The sequence below is a fragment of the Okeania sp. SIO1H4 genome (assembly GCF_010672695.1).
GTDB lineage: Bacteria > Cyanobacteriota > Cyanobacteriia > Cyanobacteriales > Microcoleaceae > Okeania > Okeania hirsuta.
In genome coordinates this window covers 30,096-56,129 of sequence record NZ_JAAHGB010000023.1, presented here as the reverse complement: position 1 = coordinate 56,129, position 26,034 = coordinate 30,096, and the positions used below count along the sequence as shown (strand labels likewise).

The following is a 26,034-nucleotide window of genomic DNA, read 5'->3' as shown; positions in this document are numbered from 1 at the left end:
AGTTATTGCATATATATATCAAGCCCAGAAAAATGAGTAACGACTTGAATCAAATCCCTCCACTGGATACTACCTTAGTCACATCATCTTCCCTATCTACCACCCCTATTCTCAATAACATTGAAGCAGTCAAAGAATGTTTACTATATGGTGAAGTACAATTGAGAATAGCAGCAGTTTCTGAAACTCTCAAATACGGAGATTTAGGACTAGATTTGTTACTCATGGCCTTGCAGGATCGGTCAGCAGAAGTGCAATGGGTCGCATATTCAATACTCCTAGAACAACAACAACCTAAAGCTAAATTGGCATTGTCCCAATATACTTGGGATATATCTAAACTACTAGAGTTATACACTACTGGAAAACGGAATTTTATCCGAGCTAACATGAGGGGAGCAAACCTTAATGGTTTAGACCTACAAGGTATAAATTTCAGTTTTGCCTATTTAAAAGATGCCGATCTAAGTAGTATTAATCTTAGAGATGCTAACCTCAAAGAAGCTAACTTAAGAGGTGCTAACCTGAAGGATGCTAACCTCAAAAACACTAATCTTGAAAATGCTAATCTTAGCCTTGCCAAACTCAGGGGTGTTAACCTAACTAATGCTAATTTCACTAATGTAAACCTTAGTGGTGCAGATATAAGTCTTGCTAACCTAAATAATGCTAACTTAACTAATGCAAATCTTAGTTATGCAGACTTAAGAGGTAGTAAACTTAGAGATACAAATCTCAGAGGTACTAAATTAAATAAAGAAACAAAACTTGATTGTAAATGGTTATTAATCTGGGAAATAGTTAATCAGCAAGCTATTGGTAAAGACTTCAGAAATATTAATCTAATTGGCATCAACCTTGAACGTGTAAATTTGAGTAATTCTAACTTCAGTGGCGCTCAACTTAGAAGAGTGAATTTGAGTAATTCTAACCTCAGTGGAAGTAACTTTAGTGCGGCTAAACTTATAAGTATTAATCTCAAGAATACTGACTGTAGTAATACTAATTTAACTGGTGTAAATTTGAGTGATGCTAACCTCAGTAATGCCAATCTCAGTGGTGCCGACCTAAGTAATGCCAATCTCAGTGGTGCTAATCTTAACTACGTTAACCTCCGAGAAACAAAAATAAATGATTTGACAAAAATAGACTCTAAATGGCATTTGGTCTGGCAAATTGTTAACCAACAACCTACAAATAACCATCTCAAAGGATTCAACCTCAGTCGATCCGATCTTCGAGGTGTTGACCTCAGCAATATTAACCTCCGGAGTGCTAACCTAGAAGGAGCTAATTTTGGGATGTGCGACCGCAATGTTCTCTATTGCCAAATACAAAATATTGATAGCAACTACTACAGTCACTCAAATCTCAGAAAAGTCAATCTTTGTAACGCTAACTTGAAAGGATCTAACCTAGTTGGAGCTTATTTAGAGAAGGCTAACTTGAGTGTAGCTAATCTAATGTCAGCTCAACTCAACTATGCTGAAATGAGCGGTGCCAACCTTACTGCTGCTGACCTCAATGATGCAGACTTGAGAGATGCCAACTTCAGTAGTGCCAACCTCAGTGCTGCTGACCTTAGTAACGCTAACCTTAGTAACGCTGACCTGACAAATGCTCATCTGAGTGCTGCTAAATTCTGCAATGCTCAACTTAATAGCGCTAAAATGAACCAAGTCGATCTGAGTACAGCTAATCTCACCAATGTTAATCTCACTAATGCTAAACTCCGTCATGCCAATCTTCGTAATGCTAATTTAACAGGTGCTATTCTTAAGGGAGTCGATCTTAGCAATGCTGACCTTAGTCATGCTCACCTGAAAAATGTCGAACTTAGTCATGCTCAACTTAAGGGTGTAAAACTCAGTGAAACAACTAGACTTGACCAAAAATGGTATATAGTTTGGGACATTGTTAATCACAAAATAGAAGGAAGAAACTTACAAGGTAATGACCTCAGTAATGCTCAACTAAATCGTGTCGATCTCAATCGTGCCAACCTGAGCAACGCTAATCTCTGTGGTGCTAGTCTACGAGTAGCAGATTTGTGGGATGCCAACCTAGAAAATGCCAATATTAGCAATGCTAACTTGGGTGGTGTGAATCTTAGTGGTGCTAATCTCAAGGGTGCTAACCTCAGTGGCAGTGACCTTAATCGTGCCCACCTTTGGCATACCTATCTAAGTGATGTCAATCTTAGTGGTGCTAACTTGATGGGAGCTGACTTGTGGGGTGTGGACTTGGATGGTATCGATCTTAGTGGCGTTAACCTTAGTTATGCTAACCTCAGCCATGCAAATCTCAAAGATGCTAACCTGATTGGAGCTAATCTCAGTCGCGCAAATCTTAGCTGTGCAAATCTCAATGGTGTTAATTTCAGTGACGCTAATTTAAGTGGTACTAATTTTAGTGATGCTAATATTAATAATTGCATATTACCGAATTGAAAGGAATTAGATAGAATAGAGAACGATAATTACTTTATTGTAGAGTTAAGATCATCATTTATATAAAGCTAGTAATATTATATAAAACCCATTTGATATCTATCAAAGCTACTAGACATCTCCAGAAAATAGAGAGTAGGGAGTAGGGAAAAAGAATTGATCATTTATGTGCGATAATTGAATTTTATCTTTTATTATTGGATATGTCTATTTGGAGCTTGCTGATTAAATCTAAAAGTATTCATATATAAAGGTTTTAGCCTTTTTAAGTATCAAAAAGTACGAGGTTTTAAGTGGTAATGGTTCAAAAATTTATGATTTTGGTCAAGATTTGGGCAGAACAATCTTGGGACAAAACGCCCGCTCCTACCTCCTCGCTCATTCCCCATTCCTCCTGTCTCCTGTCTTCCCCTCCACGGTCGGGGGAGGGGCGAGGGGTGGGTTTTCTCCTGTCTCCTAGACCTACTAAAAGACTTTTTCAGCAAACCCTATTTGCTTGTTATACAGCGCATAGCGCTATACAATACTGACTAACTTCTGAGGAAGAAATCATCTGCTGCCAACGAAGGGGTATTTGTCAAAGTGGCAAACTGACCTCCATCACCGAAACCAGTTCCGCTACCATCAGGATTATAGAATAAATTTCCATTTGAACTATTGTAGACAATGACTGCATCAACTGTTTCTGCAAGTTCGTCACTGGTTACTGTTGTAAACTCATCAGCAATACTGAAACCTGTTCCCGAATCGCTGTTGATAGCAGTGAAAGTTGTACGGTCTAGAAGAATAATATCTCCCTGAGTTTGAGAAAAATCGGTAATACTATCTATACCTAAATCTTCTGACTCAAATTCTTGAGTTGTACTAAAGATAAAGCGGTCAATGCTAGCTCCCCCTGTAAGTTCATCATTTCCAGCCCCACCATTGATGCGATCGCGACCTTGACCACCTCTGAGAGTATCGTCGCCATTACCACCAAATAAGCGATCAAAACCCAAACGACCTTCTAAAACATCGTCGCCGTCTTTACCGTAGAGGGAGTCATTATGCTTTAATAATTGTTGTCAACTTATGTTGTCCTTGATTTGACGCTTTGTCAAACATTTTGTCGTTATAAGTTATTATAAACTGACAGAAAAATCACCTATAAGCTTAGATAATACACTAATTACCAGCAATAGCGACCGCTAGCCATGAATAGTTTGATAACTGTTGTCAACCTATGTTGTCCTTGATTTGACCCTAATAACGGAATATCAATAATCAACCTTCCTCCTTCTTCCTTCATAAAAATAACGGAATGCAAATAATCAATCTTCCTACTTCTTCCTTCTTCCTTCTTCCTTCTTCCTTCTTCCTTCTTACTTCTTACTTCTTACTTCACAAAAATATCTGACATTAACTGTTGCCAAATATCCGAATTTGTTAAATCATAAGCATCAAATTCATAACCATATTGTTGATAAAGACTATTAAAACTATCAATCCAATGATAAACAGTTTCTGTCATAGATAAAGGAGTATATTTTACAGCTTGTCGTAGATATTTACTCATCTCAACTAAATTCTCATTTCTATGCGCCTGCCATGCTAACCAACTCAAAGTATAATAACGAGATTTTCCCTCTAATTTACGAATAGATGTTGATAAATTTTGTCTGTTAAAAAAGTTATCTAAAACAGCCATCATACTAACAGCTTGGTGAGTAGATTTTCTAGTAGCATTCCGATGATGTTGACGATAACAATAAGTAACTTTTGGCAACCAAACTGCCTCACAACCATTTACAGATAAACGCAATACTAAATCTATATCTTCTCCATGATGCCAACGAGTATCAAAACCTCCTGCACTTTTTATCCAACTCCGACGAAACATCATAGAAATAGTTACAGGTTTCCAAACTACCCAAGTTTCTAAATCTAATTCTAGGGAACCATGCCATAATTCTATATCGGAAATTTTCTCCCCTTTTTCATTAATTAAACGCCACCCACTATGCACGATACCAAGAGAAGGACGAGTATCAAAAATAGCTACCTGTTTTGCTAGTTTATCTGGTAGAAAAAAGTCATCAGCATCTAGAAAAGCAATAAATTCTCCCCCTGCCATTTCTAAACCTAAATTTCGGGCGTGGGATACTCCTTTATTCTCTTGATAAACATAACGAATTTTATCTAAATAAGGTTCTAAAACTTCGCGGGTATTATCTGTAGAACCATCATCAATTACGATAATTTCATAAGAGGTATAAGTCTGATTAAAAACGCTGGCGATCGCTTCTAATATATAGTGGGCATTATTGTAAGTGGCAATAATTACACTTACTCTCGGTATTACTGGATTAAAAATATTACTAATTAATTTTTTCCACTCTGGTAATTGACTAAAATTATAGGCATTAAATTGATTTCCTTCTTGGCGAGCAAGTTTGGTAAATAATTCTATCCAAGTCGAAATTGCTTCTGTAGTAGAGGCGGAAGTATAAGTTAAAGATTTTTGCAAATAAGCAGTCATTTCGGAAAAGTTACCCCCCTGATATAAGCGCCAAGAATTCCAAAGTAGGGAGCGATATTTTACTTGATTTTCTATTTGACGTATTGAGGCAGGTAAATTAGGTTTGCTAAAAAAATTATCTAATAATTTTTCCAATTCTTGAGTAATTTTTTGTCGATTTTCCAGTCCAGAAACACTACTATTATGCTGTCGATAACAAACACAAACTCTCTGTAACCAAGTAGCTTTTCCCCCAGTTAAAGCTAATCGTAAAACTATTTCTAAATCCTCTGGAATATATTGTGGATCGAATCCTCCATTCAGCTTTAACCACTCACTTTTAAACATCATTGCACTAGGCAAAGTTGCTTGCCAGATTAACCAATTTTCTAAGTCTAATTCTGCACCATTTTCCCAAGGTTTTACATCTTTAATAGTACTACCTTTTTCATCAACAAATCTCCAACCACTTTGCACCATAGTTAAAGTAGAATCTTCTGCAAAACATCCTACTTGTTCGGCTAATTTTTCGGGTAGAAAAAAGTCATCGGCATCCAGAAAAGCAATATATTTTCCTTGAGCTATTTCTATGCCATGATTCCGCGCTTTTGATTGTCCTTGATTTTCTTGATATACATATTTAATTTGATTTAGGTAGGGTTCCAAAACTTGATAAGTATTATCGGTAGAACCATCATCAATAACAATAATCTCATAAATAGTATAAGTTTGAGTCAGGATACTTTTAATGGCTATAAGAATATAATCAGCATTATTGTAGGTAGGAATTACAACACTAACCAACGGTAAACCATTAGGGATAACTTTAGTGATTAATTTTTGCCATTCTGGTAATTGATGGAAAAATACAGAATTAAAATCATAGTTTTCTAGAGCAGCATAATATTGAAAATAATAGAGCCAATTACAGATAGTTTTAAGAACAGAAAAAGAGGAAAATTTTAAAGATTTATATAAATAATCAGCCATTTCAGCGAAGTAGGCAAATTTATATAAACACCAACAATTCCAAATTAGAGAACCGTAGCGTAACTCCTTTTCTAATTGTTGAATTTTTGGGGGAAGATTGGGGTTAGAAAAAAGTTCATCTAAAATTTTTTCTTCTACTGCTGTTTGAGCAAGTAAATTTCGCGTCATATTACTGCTATGTTGACGATAACATACAGCTACTTTAGGAAACCAAGTAGATTGACAACCTGCTAAAGCTAATCGAATTACAATATCAAAATCTTCTAATCTGCGTAATTTTTCATTAAACCCACCCACTCTTTCTAACCATTCTTTGCGAAACATCATCCCACTCGGATTAGTAGTTTTCCATTTTAACCAACTTACTAAATCTAATTCTGGAGATTTATGCCAAGGTTCAATATCTTGAATTTTTTCTCCTTTTTCATCCACAACTCGCCACCCACTTTGTACTAAACCAATATTTGGTTGAGCATCAAAAATAGCAACTTGTTCTTTAAGTTTATAAGAGAGAAATAAATCGTCAGCATCTAGGAGGGCAATTAATTCTCCTTTTGCCAATTTAATGCCACGGTTACGAGTTGCAGATAATCCTTGATTCTCTTGATAAAAATAGCGAATTTTTGTCATGTATGGTTGTAATACTTGACGGGTATTATCTGTGGAACCGTCGTCTATTACAATAATTTCATAGTTAGTATAGGTTTGTTTAAATACACTTTCAATTGCTTGGGCGATGTAAAGTTCGCAGTTATATACTGGGATAATTACACTTACTTTTGGAGCTATAAAAGTTTGGGACATTATAGTTATTGATTTTGAAGTTTGTGGAATAATTTTAACCAAGTCAGAAGTCAGAAGTTAGAAGTCAGAGGTTATTTTTGTAACGGGGATTTGAGCAACTCTTTAAAATCATGTTTGGAAACAATGAAAATTAATTTGGAAATAGCCGATGTTATTAGACATCTCCGATAATATAATGTTTCTCAACCTAATGAGGTAGACCTATACTTATTTATCTTCTATTCCCTATTCCCTCTAATAATAGTTATGGACACCAGATATAATTGTCAATTTAAAACAGCTATTAGAAATCATGGAATTAGCAAAAGTAATCTAAGCAAACAGCACTCAGCAGTCAGCTATTAGCTAGTCTAATAAGGTCGGAACTGGGGACTTCAGCTTAATTACCTTTAAAGGAGAAAAAAGCAATTTTATTAAAGCTTCAGAGTACGAATCTCTCGTTGGGAATGTAGTATAAGTTAAACGAATGCTTGCTTCATTTTAAAAAGCTGAATGCTAGCGTATTCCGCAGGAATAACTGACCGCTAATAGTTGAATACTTACAAAGTAATTTAGTATGACTAAGCTCAAAATGAACAAAAAAATAAATCTAATAAATTTATCTCAAAAAGCAGAATTATATTTAACTCAAGGAAAATTAGAAGAGGCAATATTAGCTTGTAATCAAGTATTAGAAATAGTGCCAGATTTTCTAGGCATCTATAAAACATTGGGAAATATTTTTCACAAAATTGGTGAAATAGACAAAGCAAAAGAATGGTATCTCAAAGCAATAAGTCAACAGCCAGAATGGGCAGAAGTTCATGCAAATTTGGGCAGCTTATATGCCCAAGAAAAACAATGGCAATTAGCAATAAAATCTTACCAAGAAGCCATCAGCATCAAACCAAATTTACCAGGTTTTTATCGGAACTTAGGAAAAATCTGGCAACAAATAGGAAAAATAGAATTAGCCAGAGATTGTCAGGAACAAGCATTAAGTTTAGAAGCTCAATATCCTCAAGCCTCAGAATATTTAAAACAGGGAAAAAGTTGGCTAGAAAATGAGGAAATAGAATCAGCGATCGCTAATTTCCAAAAAGCCATAAAATTAAATCCATCTTTGGCAAATGCCTATCAAAATTTAGGCGACGCTGTTGCTAAACAAGGAGAGTTAACTGAAGCAATAAATTATTATCAAAGATCAATTCAAATTCAACCTAATTTGTGGGTAGCTCACCATAAACTAGGAAAAATATTTCAAGAAATAGGAGAGTTAGATGCAGCTATTAGTAGTTTCCACCTCTCTATAGAAATTAATCAAAATTTTCCTTGGTCTTACAAAAAATTGGCAGATATTCTCCAAGAAAAAGGAGAATTAGAATCAGCAGAAAAATATTATCAGAAAGTAATAGACATCAAATTTGATGTTTGGGAAGTTCACCGTAAATTAGTAGAAATTCAGCAACAAAAAGGAAACTTAGACAGAGCTATTTCTAGTTGTAAACGAGTCATAGAAATTAATCCCGCCTTAACTTGGTTTTATCAGAGATTAGGAGATAATTTATCAAAATTGGAACCACACGATCTAGCTATAGATTATTACCGAAGCTTACTAGAAACTGAACCAAATAATATAAAATGGCTCCACGATATAGGACAAAGGCTAGTAAAACTTCAAGAATGGGATGAAGCAATTATTATTTATCGTCGTGCGATAGAATTAGAAGCAAATAACCATTTATTTCACAGAAGATTAGCAGACGCTTTACAAGAAAAAGGATTATTATATGAAGCAATTTCTAGTTATAAAACAGCCATAAACATTAATCCCAATTTATCTTGGTCATATTACAACTTAGGAGAAACACTAAGGAAATTAACCAAGTGGGATGAAGCAATAATTGCTTACCGTCATGCTATAGAGTTAGAAGCAAATAATCATTTATTCCACAGAAGATTAGCAGACGCTTTACAAGAAAAAGGATTATTAGATGAAGCAATTTATAATTATCAAAAAGCCATAGAAATTAATCCAAAATCTTGTTGGCACTATGCAGCATTAGGAAATGTTTATCTTCAACTAGAGAATTTATCAGAAGCTATACCATGTTTAATTCAAGCTCTAAAAATTAGACCAGACTATTACGATGTTCATAAAAAAATAGAATTTATTCTCAAAAAACAAGAACGCCACAAAGAAGCTCACCTCTGGAAAACTAACCAAAAATTACCGCATAATTGGCTAAGAAAGTTTTTAAACTTAACAGAAGATTGGGAAATTACTTCTGAGTCTGCACAAAAAAATATTACTCGGATAAACATCTATTCAAGTACTCAATTTAATCTGTTATCATCTCAAACAATAGAGCAAAAAAAACATCATTATTTCCTAGATAAAAAATCCTACTCAGCGGAAGCTTTTGTAGTAGTAATTCCCGAAGGTAGAGGTAGTATTGATTTAGCAACAAGTGCAGTTATTACTTCAGACAATAAGTTGGTAAGAGATGTTTCTACAGGTTGTTCTGAAGTGATTATATCTTCTGAGGAATTACCTCCGATTAATTATATAGATGGTACAGTGGCATTTTTATCAGCAAAGTGGGGAGGATTCATGTATTTCCACTGGATGTTTGATGTAGTTACACGGATAGATTTGCTGCGTCGAACTAACCTAATAATAGATAAATTTGTCTTTACCAGATGTGATAAAAAGTTTCAAATAGAAACCATTGCTGCTCTGGGAATTAAACAATCTCAAATCATAGAAAGCCGATTTTTTCCTCATATAAAAGCTCAGAAATTAGTTGTACCTTCTTCCTATAAATCTCAGAAAGGAAATCTGAGAGTCAGCAAATGGGGTTGTGAGTTTTTGCGAAGTTTATTTATCAAATCACAAACTATCATAAAATCATCTAGTAAGCCAGAACGAATATATATAAGTCGAAAGTTTGCATCATGGCGACGAGTTCTTAATGAAGAAGAAGTAGTTAATTTGTTAGAAAAATTTGGTTTTATTAGTCTTTCCCTAGAATCAATGTCTATTGCAGAACAAGCATTATATATGGTAGCTGCAAAAGTGATAGTAGCACCTCATGGAGGTGGACTGACAAACCTCGTATTTTGTAGTCCAGGAACAAAAGTGATTGAGATTTTTTCTCCAAAGTATATTACTAATTTTTACTGGGAAATTAGCAATTTATGTAGGTTGTCACACTATTACTTAATAGGTGAAAATTTTGAAGATGATAATTCAGGTAAAATTCCTTGGAAACCAGATATTATTGTAAATTTGACAAGGTTAAAAAAAATGATGAAGTTTGCAGAAGTTGAATTAATTTAGGCAATATTGGCAATTTCAAAGGTAAGCATTTCCTACGGAATACTTCGCAAACAGTTTACACTACCACTTATAAAACTCAGTGGAGACCAGATATTATTGTTAATATTAAACGGGTATTAAAAATTCTAGAGTTAGCATAAATTTAGAAAGTATCTATAAATAAAATGAATACAAAAAAAATTGCACTGGGTTTATATCAACAGGCAGAATTATATCTAGAACGAGGAGAATTAGAAACATCACACCATTTATGTAACCAAGTAATAGAGATACAATCAAATTTTTCTCCTGTCTATAATACTCTGGGAAAAGTTTTACAAGCAATGGAAAAATTAGACCTAGCAAAACAAAATTATCAACAAGCAATCACCATAAATTCTAACTTAGTAGAAGCTCATATTAATTTAGGTAATTTATTTACCCAACAACAACAATGGCAAGCTGCAATTGAGAGTTACGAGCGAGCAATTCAGTTAAACCCAAACCAAGCAGAAATTCATCATAAATTAGGAGAAGCATTCCTAGAATTAGAAAAATGGGATGAAGCTGTCATTGCATATCAAAAAGCTACAGAATTAAATCCAAAATTTCCCTGGTCTTTCCATAAATTAGGGGAAGCATTCCTAGAATTAGAAAAATGGGATAAAGCTGTCATTGCCTACAACAGATTTATTGAACTAAATCCAGATTTTCCTTGGTCTTATAAAAAATTAGGCACAGCTTTTATGCAGCTAGAAAAATGGGAAGAAGCTGTCAAAGTTTATCGTCGTGCTACTGAATTAAAGCCAGATTTATATTTGCCCCACAAAAATTTAGGGGATGCTTTAATGCAATTATCAAAATGCTCCGAAGCAGTAACAACTTATCGCCGAGCAATAGAAATAGAACCTAATATAGATGTGGCTTACTATAATTTAGGTGAAGCTTTAGTCAAACTTGAAAGATGGTCAGAAGCAGTAGCAGTCTACCGTCAAATTATTAAAATCAACCCTAACTCTTATTTGGCTTATAGTAAATTAGCAGCAACATTAGTTAAACTAACTGAAGTCGAAAAAAACAGGAAATTTGATATTTATTCAGAAGCGATCGCTTGTTATGAAACCTTAATCCAACTTCAACCAAATCAAAGAGAAAATTATCATAAATTAGCGGATATTCTACAAAAACAAGGAAAATTAGAGGCAGCAGTTGATAGTTATATAGAAGCTATAAAATTAAAACCAGATGTACCTTGGTCTTATAACAATATCGGGGAAATTTTAATGAAATTAAAAAGGTGGAATCAAGCAATATTCACCTTTTTGACTGCCTTAAATATGGAAAAAAATATGCCTTGGATATATCAGACACTAGGAGAAGCATTAGCACAAATATCTCAAAGTAGTTTAGAAGATCAAATTAACTATTATTGTTCTGCGCTTCAAAACCATCGGTCAGAGATAATTAATTCTAAATTAGTGCTTCATTTGCCGCAAAATTCAGAATTATATCTATATTTAGGAAATTCCCTCAGCAAAAAAGAGCAATATAAAGGGGCAGTCATTATTTATAATATGGCTCTGCAACTGGAAGTAAATGACCAAGAAATTACAAATCAACTTCAGAAAGCTTTAGAGAAAAAATTAGAGTTAAAACTAGAAGTAGAAAGATATCGTAGAGCTATCGAACAAAACCCAAAATCTTCTAAATATTACTATGATTTAGCCATAACTCTGACTCGACAAGAAGAATTGGAACAAGCAAGTCTAGCTTTCCTCAAAGCCATCAAGTTAAACCCAGAAATTAACTGGTCTTATAATCGTTTCTGGAATTACTTAAAACAGTCCGATAAGCTTGATGAAGTAGTCAGTTTTTACCATCAAATTATTCACAATAAACCACACTCCGTTTTATCTCACTTAAACCTAGGAGAAGTTCTCAGCGAGCGAGGTAAAATTGATGCAGCGGTAACCTCTTATCGTACTGCTTGTTACGAGCAAACTTTAAAATCTCATCCCAATTTCGTGAAAAAATATTGGCATCAAGAACAAGTAACAAATCCTAACTTTATAATTATTGGCACTGGCAAAAGTGGCACTACTTCTCTATATAACTATCTCACTCAACATCCTCAAGTTTTACCTGCCATTAAAAAAGAAATATATTTTTGGTCGAGACATTTTGACAAAGGAATAAATTGGTACTTAGCTCATTTTCCTCCCATTCCAAAAGCAACAAAATTTTTAACAGGAGAAGCAACTCCTACCTATATTAATAGTTGGCAGACCCCGACACGACTATTTAGTATTTTCCCCAAAATAAAGTTGATTATAATTTTGCGAAACCCAGTAGATAGAGCAATTTCTCACTATTATCACGAAGTCAGATCGAAGATGGAAAATAAATCTTTATCAGAAGCAATATATTCCCAGTTAGAGAGACTTCATCAAATGTCTGAATCTACTCTTGAGCAAGCTTACTGGAATCATATCTCTTACTATATAAGTTATGGAGTTTATGTAGAATTTATCAAAAAATGGATGGCTATTTTTCCCAGAAAACAATTCCTGATTTTAAGAAGCGAAGACTTTTATCAAAACCCAGCAAGTATCATGGAAAAAGTTTTTAACTTTCTAGATTTACCCAAACATCAACTCAAAAATTATCAGAAATTAAATTCTGGTTCTTATCCTACTCTTCCTCAATCAATTCACCAGAGTCTAAGTAGTTATTTTCAACCCTATAATCAAAAACTTGAAGCATATTTAGGTATGAAGTTTAACTGGGAATAGGGAGTATTCAACAATTAATAATTAATAATTAATAATTAACAATTACCTCTCCTTGAAAAGAAGAGGATTTACTAATCATGAAAATTTTTCTTTATTATCCCCTTAAAAGGGGAGGCTTTATAAACATCTTTCTTAACATAAAAATTGACAGAATAGACAAGTTATGTACGAGTCTTTAAAAGGTTTTTGTCAGAGAAAAAGTGTATTCAAAAGTACATTATTTTGATAACTTAAGTAATTTTTCCTATCTACTATGATTCTTTCTCCTTTCTCCCCTGCTCCCTGCTCCCCTACTCCCCTGCTTCCCACAAGGTTTTCAGGAGTTCCTTATAAGGGATAGCTTAAAAGGGGAGGCTTTAAACCACAATTTTTCGGTAAAGAGGAGATAGAGATTAATATTGAACTGTACCTTACCATCTTAAAAAGTGCTGTAAGTATTGGTTAATATCTATATTTTATTCAAAAGTAAATCAAGATTTTTCCCAGAGAACAATTTTTAATCTCGAAAAGTGAATATATGAAAACCCCGCAGTAATACCCAAACAAATTTTGGATTTTTTAGGTCTAACAAATCATCGACTCTAAGAAGACAAAAACTATTATCCTGCTTCTTATCCTTTAATTAATTCTAGTCTCCTTATACCAAGGGTGAAAAAAGAATGTTTAGAATAATTGGGATAACTAAAAGATTTTACCGAATAATTAAGGTGAAATTCCTCTCATTTAAAAGAGAAACAAGAAAAAATTTTCCTTTTATTCAATCCTCTTCCTTTAAGGGAGAAGTAATGATCAATTATCCATTATCAATTATCAATTATTCAAAGGAGATATCCCTTTAACTAAAAAGATAATTTTCAATCTAAAAAATAGTATAAAAGCCATTCATTATGACTCCAGACTCCAGAGGACTGACTACTCTAGAATATTTTTATTCAAAAGTAAATCAAGATTTTTCCCAGAGAACAATTTTTAATCTCGAAAAGTGAATATATGAAAACCCCGCAGCAATACCCAAACAAATTTTGGATTTTTTAGGTCTAACAAATCATCGACTCTGAGAAGACAAAAACTATTATCCTGGTTCTTATCCTTCAATTAATTCTAGTCTCCTTATACCAAGGATGAAAAAAGAATGTTATCAATAACTGGGATAACTAAAAGATTTCACCGAATAATTAAGGTGAAATTCCTCTCATTTAAAAGAGAAACAAGAAAAAATTTTCCTTTTATTCAATCCTCTTCCTTTAAGGGAGAAGTAATTATCAATTATCAATTATCCATTATCCATTATCCATTATTGAATTCTTCCTTCTGACTACTATAGAATTATGTTCTCAAATACAGACTTAGAAACAATAGTATTACAAAACAAAAAACAGGCAGAAACTTATATATCCCAAGGTCAAATAGAACAAGCGATCGCTTGTTACGAAAAAATCATAGAACTTCAACCTGAACATTGGGGAATTTACCAAAATTTGGGAGATATTTACCTGCAACAAGGAAATTTTTCACAAGCTATTACTATTTACCAAAATGCCATTCAACTTAATCCTAATTTCCCCTGGTTTTATCACAAATTAGGAGAAGCATTAATGGAACTTCAACAGTGGGATGAAGCTGTCACAGCATATCAACGTGCTATAGAACTTAACCCTGATTTTTCTTGGTCATATCAGAAATTGGGAGAGAGCTTTATTCAACTATCAAAATGGGATTTAGCTGCCACAGCATTTAGACAAGCAATTAAATTGAATCCTGATTTTTATTTGTCTTACGAAAAATTAGGAGAAGCACTGACTCAACAAGATAATTTACATGAAGCGGTAACTGCCTACCAAAAAGCTATAAAAATTAATCCTAATTCCTATTGGTCTCACAATAAATTAGGAGAAACTTTAATTAAATTAGGTATATTAGACCAAGCTGAGACAACTCTGCAAAAAGCTATAGAAATCAATCCCAAGATTTACTTTGCTCACCATAATTTAGGAGAAGTTTTATTCAAACAACAAAGAGAAACAGAAGCCATTGTCAAATATCATCAAGCCATCAAAATTAATCCTAATTCTTATTGGTCTCATAACTCATTAGGAGATACTTTAGTAAAATTAGAAAACTGGGAAGAAGCCATAACAACATACCGTCGTGCCATAGAAATTAATCCTAACTATTATTGGTCTTATAATTCATTAGGAGATGTTCTAGAAATTACAGGAAAATCAGACCAAGCAATTACCAGTTACTTAAAAGCAATTGAACTTAATCCAGAAATAGATAGACCTCATTTATGTTTATGGAATTTGTTTCTCAAACAAGATAAATGGGAAAAAGCAGAAAATATCTACCGCCAAGAAATTGAAAAAAATCCTCATAACTATTGGCTATGGAATTATCTAGGAAATACCCTAGTAAAACAACAAAGATTAGATGAAGCCATCGCCTCTTATCAAAAAGCTATTTCTATTCAACCTAATATTTCGGAAATTTATCAATTTTTAGGAGATGCTTTTATTCAACAACAAAAGTGGGATGAAGCTGCTATTGTTTATCTGCGCGCTGTAGAACTTAACCCTGAATTATCCTGGTCAAATTATAATTTATGGAACACTTTAGAACGCTGCGGAAAATTAGATAAAGTAGTCAATTTATATCGGCAGTTTATTCAACAAAATCCAGATTCATATTTGTCCTATATAAATCTCGGAGAAATTCTGACAAAACAGAATCAAATAGATGAAGCAATTATTTATTACCAAACTGCTTGTTACCAACAAACTTTAAAATCTTACCCCTCCCTTTGCCAAAAACAGTGGCATTTGACATACATTCAAAATCCTAACTTTCTAATTATTGGAGTAGGAAAAGGAGGAACTACCTCCTTATTTAGTTATCTCATCCAACATCCTCAAATTTTATCCCCTGTTGTAAAAGAAATAAATTTTTGGTCGATGAACTTTGACAAAGGAATAAATTGGTATATCTCTCATTTTCCTGCCATTCCAAACCATGAAAATTTAATAACTGGAGAAGCAAGTCCTAGTTATTTAGGAAATTGGGAAGCACCAGACAGAATATTTAATTACTTTCCCAAAATCAAATTAATAATTATGTTGAGAAACCCTGTAGATAGAGCTATTTCTCACTACTATCATTGGCGAAGGATAAATAGAGAAAATCGCCCTTTAGAAACAGCATTAAATCAAGAATTAGAAAATTGGCAAATGATTTATAAAAATTCCCCCTTAGACACCAATTATTGGCATCATGGATTATATTATTTAGGCACTGGAATATATATAGATTTTATCCACAATTGGATGAGAATATTTCCTCAAGAACAAATTCTAATTTTGCCCACAGAAGAATTTTATCGAACTCCAACAACCATGATGAAACGAGTATTTGATTTTCTCGGTCTGCCAAATTATAAAGTTCCTGACTACAAGAAATTAAATTTAGGTTCCTATCCCCCTATCAGTAAATCACTGCATCAAAAATTGACCAACTTCTTTCGACCTCATAATAAAAAATTAGAGGAGTATTTAGAGGTGACATTTAACTGGGAAAGTTGAGATGGATGACCAAAAGTTAGGAGAAAAATTTCGATAAAAACAGTGGGGTAAAATTCTTAATTTCTCCCACAACTATGATCGAACGAGTATTTGATTTTCTCAATTTGCCAAACTATCAAATTCCCGACTACCAAAAATTAAACTTAGACTCTTATCCGCCGATCAAAAAATTACTTCACCAAAAATTGACCAATTTATTCTCACCTCATAATCAAAAATTAGAATCAAACTTAGAGATGAAATTTAATTGGGAAACTAGAGATGGTTGACTAAGAATTTGGAGAAAAACAGTAGGGAGAAGCTCTTAATTTCTCTCACAACCATAGTGAGACGAGTATTTGATTTTCTCAATTTGCCAAACTATTAAATTCCCGACCACCAGAAATTTAAATGAGGGTCTTAATTTCTCTCACAACCATGGTGAGACGAGTATTTGATTTTCTCAATTTGCCAAACTATCAAATTTCCAACTACCAGAAATTTAACTGGGAAACTAGAGATAGATGACTCAGAGTTAGGAGAAAAATTTCGAGAAAAGCACTGCCATAAAGCTCTTAATTTCTCCCACAAAACCTGATGAAACGAGTATTTGATTTTCTCAATTTGCCAAACTATTAAATTCCCGACTACCAGAAATTAAACTTAGGTTCCTATCCATCTATCAAGAAATTACTGCCTCAAAAATTGAGAGATTTCTCTCAAGCTGAAATTCCTCAATTAGAATCAGACTTAATATATGAAATTTAACTGGGAAACTAGAGATAGATGACTCAGAGTTAGGAGAAAAATTTCCAGAAAAACAGTAGGATGAAGCTCTTAATTTCTCCCACAACGCTTGATGAAAGGAGTCTTTGATTTTCTCAATTTGCCCAACTATCAAATTCCCGACTACCAGAAATTAAACTTAGGTTCCTATCCACCTATCAATAAATTACTTCAGCAAAAATTGAGCAATTTCTTTCCACCTCATAATCAAACATTAGAATCAGACTTAATATATGAAATTTAACTGGGAAACTAGAGATAGATGACTCAGAGTTAGGAGAAAAATTTCGAGAAAAGCACTGCCATAAAGCTCTTAATTTCTCCCGCAACTATAATGAAAGGAGTCTTTGATTTTCTCAATTTACCCAACCATCAAATTCCCGACCACCAGAAATTTAACTTAGACTCTTATCCACCTATCAAAAAATTACTGCCTCCAAAATTGAGAGATTTCTTTCGAGCTGAAATTCCTCAACTAGAATTAGACTTAGAGGTAGAATTTAACTGGGAAACTGAAAGATGAAACGAGTCTTTGATTTACGGAGGATATTATCCATTTATCAAGAAATTACTGCCTCAAAAATTGACTAATTTCTTTCGAGCTAAAATTCTTCAATTAGAATCAGACTTAATATATGAAGTTTAACTAGGAAACTAGGGATAGATGACTAATAGCTAGGAGAAAAATTTCCAGAAAAACAGTAGGATGAAGCTCTTAATTTCTCCCACAACCATGATGAAACGAGTCCTTGATTTTCTCAATTTGCCAAACCATCAAATTCCGGACTGCCAGAAATTTAACTTAGACTCTTATCCACCTATCAGGAATTACTACCTCCAAAATTGAGAGATTTCTTTCAAGCTGAAATTCCTCAACTAGAATCAGACTTAATATATGAAATTTAGCTGGGAAAATGGAAGATGAAACGAGTCTTTGATTTTCTGAATTTGCCCAACCATCAAATTCCGGACTACCAGAAATTCAATGGAGGGTTTTATCCACCTATCAGGAAATTACTACCTCCAAAATTGAGAGATTTCTTTCGAGCTGAAATTCACAAACTAGAATCAGACTTAGAGATGATATTTAATTGGAAAATTTGAAATGGATGACTACGAATTAGGAGAAAAATTCCTAGAACAACAACAGTGGGATAAAGCCGTTAATGCCTACCATCAAGCAATAAAGCTCAACCCAAATTTTTCTTGGTCTTACTATAAATTAGGACAAGCTTTGACTAAATTACAAAAGTGGGATGAAGCTATTACAGCTTACCGTCAAGCCATCAAATTAAATCCTGATTTTCCCTGGTCTTACCATAACTTAGGAAATGCCCTAATTAAACTAGAAAAATACTCAGAAGCTGTCGTTGCTTACCGTCAAATTATTAAAATTAATCCTGATAGTTATTGGGATTATAATAAATTAGGAGAAGCACTGGTTAATGTTGGAGAATTTGAGCAAGCCATTGTTTCTTATCAAACAGCAATTCAACTCAAACCAGAACTTAAAGGTACTCATCAAAAATTAGCAGATATTCTCTTTCAAATTGGCAAACTAGAAGCAGCAGAAATAGCATATCGTCAAGCAATAAAACTAAATCCAGAAGTAGTTTGGTATCGTCAATGTCTGGGAGATGTTTTACTTAAACAAAAAAAATTAGATGAAGCGATCGCTACTTATTTAGAGGTTGCTCAAGTTAGACCAGATTTACCTTGGATGCACCTACAGTTAGGAGATGCTTTTGCCCAACTTTCTCAATCAAATTTAGATGAAATTATCAATTATTATTGTCAAGCTATTAAAAATCCAGACCAATATCCTATTTATCAAAAAGCACTGTATCTTATCAGAGAAAATCCAGAACTATACTTAAAATTAGGAACAGCTTTAGCACAAGCAAATCAGATTTCGGGAGCCATCATTATCTATTATATGTTGCGAGAAATATTCCCTAGTAAACATCAAATAGATATCTTTCAGGAATTAGAGAAAATATTACGGCAAAAAATTCAACTAGAACAAGATTTAAACTCATATTATGCTGCTGTAGAAACTAATCGAGATAGTCAATCTTACTATTATCTAGGATTAGTTTTAACCCAACAACAAAAATGGTTAGAAGCTTCCATTGCCTACCATCGTGCCATAGAAATTAATCCTGATTTTGCTTGGTGGTCTGATACTCGTCTCTGGGAAACTTTTGAAAAATTAGGCAAACTTGAGGAGGCAGTAAATTTATTTCAGAAACTTATTGAAAATCAAAATAATTCAGTTTCCACTTACCTAAACTTAGCAGAAGCTTTAACTCAAGTAGGCAGAATTAATGAAGCGATAAAATATTATCAAATAGCCTCTAAAAATTATATTTATAAAACCCATCCCACCTTTGTTAAACAACACTGGAACTCAGAAAAATTATCAGAAGCCAACTTTCTAATTATTGGAGTAGGCAAAGGAGGAACCACCTCTCTTTATAGCTATATAACTAAACATCCCCAAATTTTACCTGCCATCAAAAAAGAAATACATTTTTGGTCTTTCAATTTCCATAGAGGTATAGATTGGTATCGGGCACATTTCCCTCCCATTTCAAACTCAAAAAAATTTCTAACTGGAGAAGCAAGCACTACCTATTTTGATGCTCAATATGCCGCCTGTAGAATCTCTCATTTTTTTCCCAAAACCAAACTAATTATCATTATGAGAAATCCTGTCGATCGAGCAATTTCTCATTACTATCATCAAGTACGTTTAAATAAAGAATTTCGTTCTTGTGAAGTAGCAATTAATTCTCAACTTGAAAAAATAAGCAAAATTTCTCATCCTAATTATTGGAATTTTGCAGGAGATTATATAGCTTCTGGGGTATATGTAGAATTCCTCAAGAAATGGTTAGCTATTTTTCCTAGAGAACAATTACTAATTTTGAAAAGTGAAGACTTTTATCGTGACTCGGCAAGTACGATGAAGCAAGTTTTCGATTTTCTAGGTTTGCCAGATTATCAAATACCAGATTATCCAAAATTAAATGCTGGTTCTTATTCTTCTATTAGTGAGTCACTTCGACAAAAATTAAGTGATTATTTTCAACCTCATAATCAGCGTTTAGAAGAATATTTGGGAATGAAATTTAATTGGTAGAAAGTAAGCATTCAGCTGTCAGCTATCAGCTATTAATTCATTGCCTTGAGAGGTAGAAGAAGGTTTGAGGTTTTAGGCAGAGCAGTTTTATTCTAAACTTTGCCATTTTATGTATTGAGGAAACCCCCTTATTTCAAGCTTGAGGCAATTTATCTTTCGCTGTCTGAAAATCAATAAATTTATTACCAAAATCTAGAATGAAATGAACCGGGGTTTTAGGTGTTGGTTCAACAATTAACAATTGTCTATCTTTAGAAGAGATAGGATTGACTAATAAGGATTTATTTCTTTTTTATGCTTCATGTCCGGATAAGAGTGTGACAAAAAAACTTTCTTCTCCTTATATCTTAATAAACTCCCTCTTCTTACCGAAAAATTCTGGTCTAAAGCCTCCCTTTTTAAGGGGATAAAAAAAAAGAGAATGTTCCATATTTCAAGCCTCCTTATTGCAGAGGTACTGATAACTGATAACTGAAATGACTTCAATCTTTTCTCTTTACTATTTGTCAATGGCTAGTGCAAGATGGCGGAAATAACTGACCAGTTACAAAACCCTAAAACAATTACAAATCAATACTTTTGAAAGACGTGGCGTGTGGTTAACTGATTATGCGTGGCAAGGAATACAAGAAAAAGCAGCTAGGAGTAAGACGAGTGCTTCGGAATATTTAGAACAATTAATCAGAAATTCTCTGCATGGTTAGTACCTGCGATAAGCTTTCATCCCCGGCTTAAAAGCACGGGGTTTTCAGCATTTTTTTATACAAATAAAACTAAAATTCGACGACCGCCACTCATCCAGATTGTCATTTCCATACTCCCAACTTTGAACCAACAACCATTGTCATTGCACTCAGCACCAAAAATATAGGATTTCTGATTGCACATCGGAAAAAACGGTGATAGTATAAATATATTGGCGGTCTCTCGCCCCCAACAATGACTTTTTATTCAACAAAAAAAAAGCAGCTCATAATCAACACAGTAAAATGGAAAAGCGATCGCTAATATAGATGAGTAAAATTCGACCCTCGCTACTCATTTCGTTATTCCTAGACACCCAAGTTTGAACCCACAACTGTCATTGCACTAAGCACCAAAAATATAGGATTTCTGATTGCACCTCGGAAAAAACGGTGATAGTATAAATATATTGGCGGTCTCTGGCCCCCAATAATGACTTTTTATTCAACAAAAAAAAGCAGCTCATAATCAACACAGTAAAATGGAGAAGCGATCGCTAATATAGATGAGTAAAATTCGACGACCGCCACTCATCAAAATCGTCATTGCCAAGCTCCCAAATTTAAACCCACAACTGTCATTACACGTAGCACCAAAAATGTAGGATTTCTCATTGCACATAAGAAAAAATGGTGATAGTCTAAGTATAGTTGTTGGTTGTTCGCCCCTACGCATGACTTTTTATTCAACACAAGAAAAAGTAGTTCATAATTAGCAAGCTAATATGGAGAAGCGATCGCTAAATTCTTAATTAAGATCAAGCCATGTAGTTAATTATCCCTCAATATAACTATGAATAACTTTCACAATATTAACCCCCATTAATTTCACATAATCATCCATATATTTAGCACCAGGAGTAAGCACAGGTAAATTTTTTCTGTAAGTAGGCAGCCAAAATTCACTATTAATACTCCAATTTTTAACAGTACTTTGATAATTTTCCAGATAATTTTGAATTAAATACTCATAGACAAACTGTTTTCTAACACTTCGACTTTTAACTTCTTCTCGATTTCCTGGATTCAGATAATAATCAAAATTGGCATATTTAATATCAATCACCTGAATAGAGATTTTATTCATAATTTTATTCAGGAAATTACTAAAGCTTTGATTGATTTCTTTGAGAGAGCGGAGTCTATCCTTATCCCGAAAGAGAGACAGATAGAATATGTTGTCTTTAAGGAGATATTCAGACCCCAAAACATAATCAATAAACCGTTGAAAAAATCTATCGGGAGATAATATGCCAAATTTAAGAGCTAGATAAAATATGTGATTTAAATTTTCCATCATTTGTAGTTGTTCGAGACTAAAGTCATCCAAAATTTCCCAATAAGAATAAAACTGATTTGGCAAGGAGTTAACTATCAGTGTATCTCCCTCAAGTTTGCAGAATTTAGCCAACTCGTTAAAAGTATGGTTTTCTAGTTCTGGGTTTTGATTAAGAACGGCAATTTTTAATTGATATTTATTGCATTTGAAGGTGGTGTAGTAGTGTAAGTCATTCCAATTTTTGACTTTTTCAATTTTATATGAAGTTGTAGGTGGGATTAAATTTGAAAGTGTGAAGTTTGAGCGATTATTTTTAGTATTAAACGAAATAATTACAGCATCGGGAAAAATATCCTTGCCGTTGACGTGAAAAATCTTACTCAAATCAATAATTCTATTTTTGTAATTCAAATGAGCAATTATTTCAGAAGCAATATATCGGCTATTCAGATAACAGACAAAACATGGATTTGTGTATCTGAGCAGATAAGTTAAACACATTCCCTCCCAAACACTATGAAAATTATTAAATCCCCATATTTTGCCATCTTCTACATCATCCAATTCCCCAAATAAAAATTTCTCAACTGCATCATAAAAATCCCAATAATCTATATCTTTTAACGCTGTATAGTTATCAATTGTTTCTAAAGCATCTCTCAAAGTATTGATGATTAAGGAATAATAGTTTTCGCTAAACAGACTATATTCATACCCAATATACTTTTGCCGAAACCTAGCAGATAGAGCAGCAATTTCAGGATTAACATTTTCCCCTAATTTTTGTTTAATCTCAGTAAATATATAACAATACATTGCCACAATATCAGCAGCTTCATAAGATATTTGTTGGCGAGGTATATCAATAGAGTCAATAAAAATAGCACCATTATTCAGGAAAGTAGATTTGTGAAGATAACGATGAATTTTACTATAGTCTATAGTTTCAGATTTACTAAGACGAGAGACAAGTGCTAATATTTTCAATTCATCGTAGACATCTAAAATATTATCTAAGGCATCAAGTTTGCTATAAAAAATGCTTTCTTGATTATCGTTTATAATAACTTCTTTTCCTGCTTCCTGTTTTAATACACCGTCACGGTCATTTATTTTGATATTTTTCTGCAAATATCCTTTTTCTTGATAAATATTTTGCACAATTTTCAGAACTTTATAGAGCTTGAAAAACAATTCACATTTAAAGTCAAAATTATTAATATTCGGGTCATCCTGAGTGAATCCTTTAGGTAAATGAAAAATCAACTTACTTCCCTTTTTCTCAATGCCGACAAAAGAATATTTAGTATTAACTCTAGGTTTTAATTCGGCAAAATTTATCATTTTTATGAGGAAAGAAGAATTAATTAATTGATAATTGATAATGGATAATTGATAATTACCCCAGGTTTTAACAGCTACGGAATTGAATATAAGGAAGTATTATTTCTTCTCTTAGTCCATTGGATATGGCTTTGAGACATCGCCATCCCTCGACCGCTTTTTTTCCCTTAAAAGGGGAGGCTTCAAGGCGTAAATTATTTAATTATTAATTATTAATTATTCGGTAAACTAGGGCAATAAATTTAGGGACTAATATTAAACTCAGATAATTAGGGTTTGCTGAAAAAGTCTTATGGGTGAGGGTAGGAGTCAACCCACCCCTAACCCCTCCCAGGAGGGGAAGTCAGGAGTCAGGATAAATGGGAATTACAGAGGATGTAGTAGAAAGAATTGTCCCTTAATTTTTCTGCCCAACTCTTGCCCAAAATGCTAGTTTTTTTGAGCTTTCTTGAGCGAAAAGCTGGCACTTTTTTTAAACCTAATAAGGCTGAAACCTTGAGATGTCAATACTTTTAGGATTAATCAGCAAGCCCTAATTAGTGATTATAAAACCAAAACATTAATTTCTTCTTCGCTTCTTATCCGCAACAACTCTATTGACCGAAAAAATGGGTCTCAAGCCTCGCCCTTCTAGGGCGACTTTTTATTGCTTGCGGGTTGATTTTTTTTCAATAAATATGTTATTACTTTGTTAGTTTAAAAGCCAAGTTATGAAAGCTAGATTTAAGTACCGTATATATCCAACGCCGGGACAAAAATACCGATTAGCCAAGCTATTTGGCTGTGTCCGTGTGGTTTGGAATGATAGTCTAGCTTACTGCCAACAGAGGTATAAATCAGGAGAAAAGAAATCTACTAATTCAGAACTACAAAAGCTTTTTATTACTCAAGCTAAAAAGACTGAAGAAAGAGAGTGGTTGTCAGAGGTTTCTAACATACCATTGCAGCAATCATTGAATTATTTAAACCAGGCTTATCAAAACTTTTTTAAATCAACTCAAGGCAAGAGAAAAGGTAGACCTGTTAAACCTCCTAAATTCAAAAGCAGAAAATCAAAACAGACTGCTAGGTTTACAAAAGGTGGGTTTAAAGTTGGTCAGAATAAAGTCTATTTAGCGAAAATTGGAAAGCTGAAAATTATATGGTCAAGAGAATTACCTACTGCTGCATCATCAGTAACAGTAATCAAAGATTCAGCTCATAAATATTTCTTGAGTTTTGTAGTAGAAATACAACCAGAAATCTTACCTCAAACTGATAATTCAGTAGGTATAGATTTAGGTATTAAAACCTTTGCTACATTTAGTGACGGTACAAAGGTTGATGCTCCTAAGCCACTGAAGAAACGAATTAAGAAATTAAGAAAGGTAAAGTTTGTCATTATCTCATAAAACTAAAGGCTCTAAAAGGTATGAAAAAGCACGGGCTAGAATGGCTAAGTTTCATGCCAAATTAAAAGATACAAGGATAGATTTTCTGCATAAATTATCTACTAAAATAATTCGTGAAAACCAAACAGTTGTTTTAGAAGATTTAAACGTTTCTGGAATGATTAAGAACCGTAACCCACCCCCTCCCCTCCCGGGAGGGGAGCAAGAGGGGTGGGTATCAGATGCACGGTTGGAGAACATTCAGGACTTTTGTAGAAGGAAAAGCAGAAAAATATGGTCGCGATTTCAGAGTAATTAGTCGCCCTTGAGCCAACATCCCAAGTTTGCTCAAATTGTGGCTTTAAAGGTGGGAAGCTAGACCTTCAGGTGCGAGAATGGGAGTGCCTCAACTGCGGTGCAAAACATGATCGAGACGAGAATGCAGCAATAAATATATTAGTCGCGGGCGGGCAGTCCGAGACACTAAACGGACGTGGAGGCAAGCATAAGACTAACTTCAAGCTAGCAGCAGCCAAAGAAACGTCAACCCACCGAGGAGCTTAGGCTCGGTAGGAATCCCCGTGCCTTCAGGCCGGGGAGGATGTCAATGTCACAAAAATATCAAACTAAGCAAAAATTCCTATTGCGACATACCCAACAAAACCACCGACTACCAAAAAAATATCAGACTAAGCAAAAATTCCTATTGCGACATACCCAACAAAACCACCGACTACCAAAAAAATATCAGACTAAGCAAAAATTCCTATTGCGACATACCCAACAAAACCACTAGATGTCTCCTAAAAATAAATCCCGATCTAACAATCAAAAATCTTATTTTGGTCTAGAAATTATCAGCAGTATATTAGAACATATCCACAGTCATCCTCAATTCGATCGCAACGTTTACTGAGAATTAAGTATGAATAAAGAGAAAAATCATTAGATACAAGCAATAAAATTACACAAACAACGG

The 26,034-nt window shown here is 33.8% G+C and carries 20 protein-coding genes and 1 pseudogene; 14 read left to right on the top strand and 7 right to left on the bottom strand.

What is annotated here, in order from left to right; all coding sequences use genetic code 11:
• The first annotated feature begins 32 nt into the window (after window positions 1–32).
• Entirely contained in the window at window positions 33–2,450 is a 2,418-nt protein-coding gene (locus tag F6K06_RS17035; protein ID WP_287240453.1) for a pentapeptide repeat-containing protein, read from the top strand.
• Between the two features lie 272 nt (window positions 2,451–2,722).
• On the opposite strand, the gene F6K06_RS17030 is transcribed toward F6K06_RS17035, so the two are convergent.
• From F6K06_RS17030 to F6K06_RS17015, 4 genes and pseudogenes are all read right to left on the bottom strand, one after another.
• Entirely contained in the window at window positions 2,723–2,935 is a 213-nt protein-coding gene (locus F6K06_RS17030) for a hypothetical protein (RefSeq protein ID WP_287240456.1), read from the bottom strand.
• Between the two features lie 45 nt (window positions 2,936–2,980).
• Window positions 2,981–3,448 carry a hypothetical protein gene (locus F6K06_RS17025; protein ID WP_287240458.1) on the bottom strand — a complete coding sequence of 156 codons (468 nt, stop codon included), beginning with the start codon at window positions 3,446–3,448 and terminating at the stop codon, window positions 2,981–2,983.
• A pseudogene (locus F6K06_RS17020) lies at window positions 3,437–3,490 on the bottom strand (hypothetical protein); the annotation flags it as partial. The pseudogene F6K06_RS17020 and the gene F6K06_RS17025, both read right to left, overlap by 12 nt.
• Before the next feature lie 335 nt (window positions 3,491–3,825).
• Complete coding sequence (locus tag F6K06_RS17015; RefSeq protein WP_287240459.1) at window positions 3,826–6,741, bottom strand: glycosyltransferase family 2 protein; 2,916 nt, start codon at window positions 6,739–6,741, stop codon at window positions 3,826–3,828.
• A gap of 571 nt (window positions 6,742–7,312) precedes the next feature.
• Here F6K06_RS17015 and F6K06_RS17010 point away from each other — a divergent pair.
• The 8 genes from F6K06_RS17010 (at window position 7,313) to F6K06_RS16975 (ending at window position 20,319) form a co-directional block, all read left to right on the top strand.
• On the top strand, window positions 7,313–10,063 hold the full coding sequence (locus tag F6K06_RS17010) for a tetratricopeptide repeat protein (RefSeq protein ID WP_161564453.1): 2,751 nt from the start codon (window positions 7,313–7,315) through the stop codon (window positions 10,061–10,063).
• 164 nt (window positions 10,064–10,227) lie between these two features.
• A complete protein-coding gene (locus tag F6K06_RS17005) occupies window positions 10,228–12,834 on the top strand; it encodes a tetratricopeptide repeat protein (RefSeq protein WP_287240461.1) in 2,607 nt (868 codons plus the stop codon).
• Between the two features lie 1,328 nt (window positions 12,835–14,162).
• A complete protein-coding gene (locus tag F6K06_RS17000) occupies window positions 14,163–16,409 on the top strand; it encodes a tetratricopeptide repeat-containing sulfotransferase family protein (protein WP_287240463.1) in 2,247 nt (748 codons plus the stop codon).
• Between the two features lie 74 nt (window positions 16,410–16,483).
• Complete coding sequence (locus tag F6K06_RS16995; RefSeq protein ID WP_124144400.1) at window positions 16,484–16,678, top strand: hypothetical protein; 195 nt, start codon at window positions 16,484–16,486, stop codon at window positions 16,676–16,678.
• Between the two features lie 569 nt (window positions 16,679–17,247).
• Complete coding sequence (locus tag F6K06_RS16990) at window positions 17,248–17,418, top strand: hypothetical protein (RefSeq protein WP_161564454.1); 171 nt, start codon at window positions 17,248–17,250, stop codon at window positions 17,416–17,418.
• Window positions 17,419–17,508: 90 nt separating this feature from the next.
• Entirely contained in the window at window positions 17,509–17,697 is a 189-nt protein-coding gene (locus F6K06_RS16985; RefSeq protein ID WP_124144401.1) for a hypothetical protein, read from the top strand.
• 398 nt (window positions 17,698–18,095) lie between these two features.
• Entirely contained in the window at window positions 18,096–18,278 is a 183-nt protein-coding gene (locus tag F6K06_RS16980) for a hypothetical protein (protein WP_124144402.1), read from the top strand.
• A gap of 1 nt (window position 18,279) precedes the next feature.
• Complete coding sequence (locus F6K06_RS16975; RefSeq protein WP_287240467.1) at window positions 18,280–20,319, top strand: tetratricopeptide repeat protein; 2,040 nt, start codon at window positions 18,280–18,282, stop codon at window positions 20,317–20,319.
• 759 nt (window positions 20,320–21,078) lie between these two features.
• On the opposite strand, the gene F6K06_RS16970 is transcribed toward F6K06_RS16975, so the two are convergent.
• The 3 genes from F6K06_RS16970 to F6K06_RS16960 all read right to left on the bottom strand — a co-directional run bounded on the left by F6K06_RS16970 (window position 21,079) and on the right by F6K06_RS16960 (window position 23,685).
• Window positions 21,079–21,207, bottom strand: a complete 129-nt coding sequence (locus F6K06_RS16970) for a hypothetical protein (RefSeq protein ID WP_282433636.1) — start codon at window positions 21,205–21,207, stop codon at window positions 21,079–21,081.
• 324 nt (window positions 21,208–21,531) lie between these two features.
• Window positions 21,532–21,738, bottom strand: coding sequence for a hypothetical protein (locus tag F6K06_RS16965; RefSeq protein ID WP_124144404.1), 207 nt, complete (start codon window positions 21,736–21,738; stop codon window positions 21,532–21,534).
• A gap of 99 nt (window positions 21,739–21,837) precedes the next feature.
• On the bottom strand, window positions 21,838–23,685 hold the full coding sequence (locus F6K06_RS16960) for a hypothetical protein (protein ID WP_124144405.1): 1,848 nt from the start codon (window positions 23,683–23,685) through the stop codon (window positions 21,838–21,840).
• A 292-nt stretch (window positions 23,686–23,977) separates the two neighbouring features.
• Here F6K06_RS16960 and F6K06_RS16955 point away from each other — a divergent pair, with 292 nt between their 5' ends.
• The 5 genes from F6K06_RS16955 to F6K06_RS16935 all read left to right on the top strand — a co-directional run bounded on the left by F6K06_RS16955 (window position 23,978) and on the right by F6K06_RS16935 (window position 25,851).
• Window positions 23,978–24,118 carry a hypothetical protein gene (locus tag F6K06_RS16955; RefSeq protein ID WP_287308835.1) on the top strand — a complete coding sequence of 47 codons (141 nt, stop codon included), beginning with the start codon at window positions 23,978–23,980 and terminating at the stop codon, window positions 24,116–24,118.
• Between the two features lie 277 nt (window positions 24,119–24,395).
• Window positions 24,396–25,076 (top strand): RNA-guided endonuclease TnpB family protein, encoded by a 681-nt coding sequence (locus F6K06_RS16950; RefSeq protein WP_287240471.1) that lies wholly within the window; start codon window positions 24,396–24,398, stop codon window positions 25,074–25,076.
• Entirely contained in the window at window positions 25,060–25,374 is a 315-nt protein-coding gene (locus tag F6K06_RS16945) for a transposase (protein WP_287240474.1), read from the top strand. The genes F6K06_RS16950 and F6K06_RS16945 overlap by 17 nt, the downstream gene beginning before the upstream one ends.
• A 68-nt stretch (window positions 25,375–25,442) precedes the next feature.
• Window positions 25,443–25,619 carry a zinc ribbon domain-containing protein gene (locus F6K06_RS16940; protein ID WP_287240477.1) on the top strand — a complete coding sequence of 59 codons (177 nt, stop codon included), beginning with the start codon at window positions 25,443–25,445 and terminating at the stop codon, window positions 25,617–25,619.
• Between the two features lie 43 nt (window positions 25,620–25,662).
• Window positions 25,663–25,851 (top strand): hypothetical protein, encoded by a 189-nt coding sequence (locus tag F6K06_RS16935; RefSeq protein ID WP_124143493.1) that lies wholly within the window; start codon window positions 25,663–25,665, stop codon window positions 25,849–25,851.
• The last annotated feature ends 183 nt before the right edge of the window (window positions 25,852–26,034 follow it).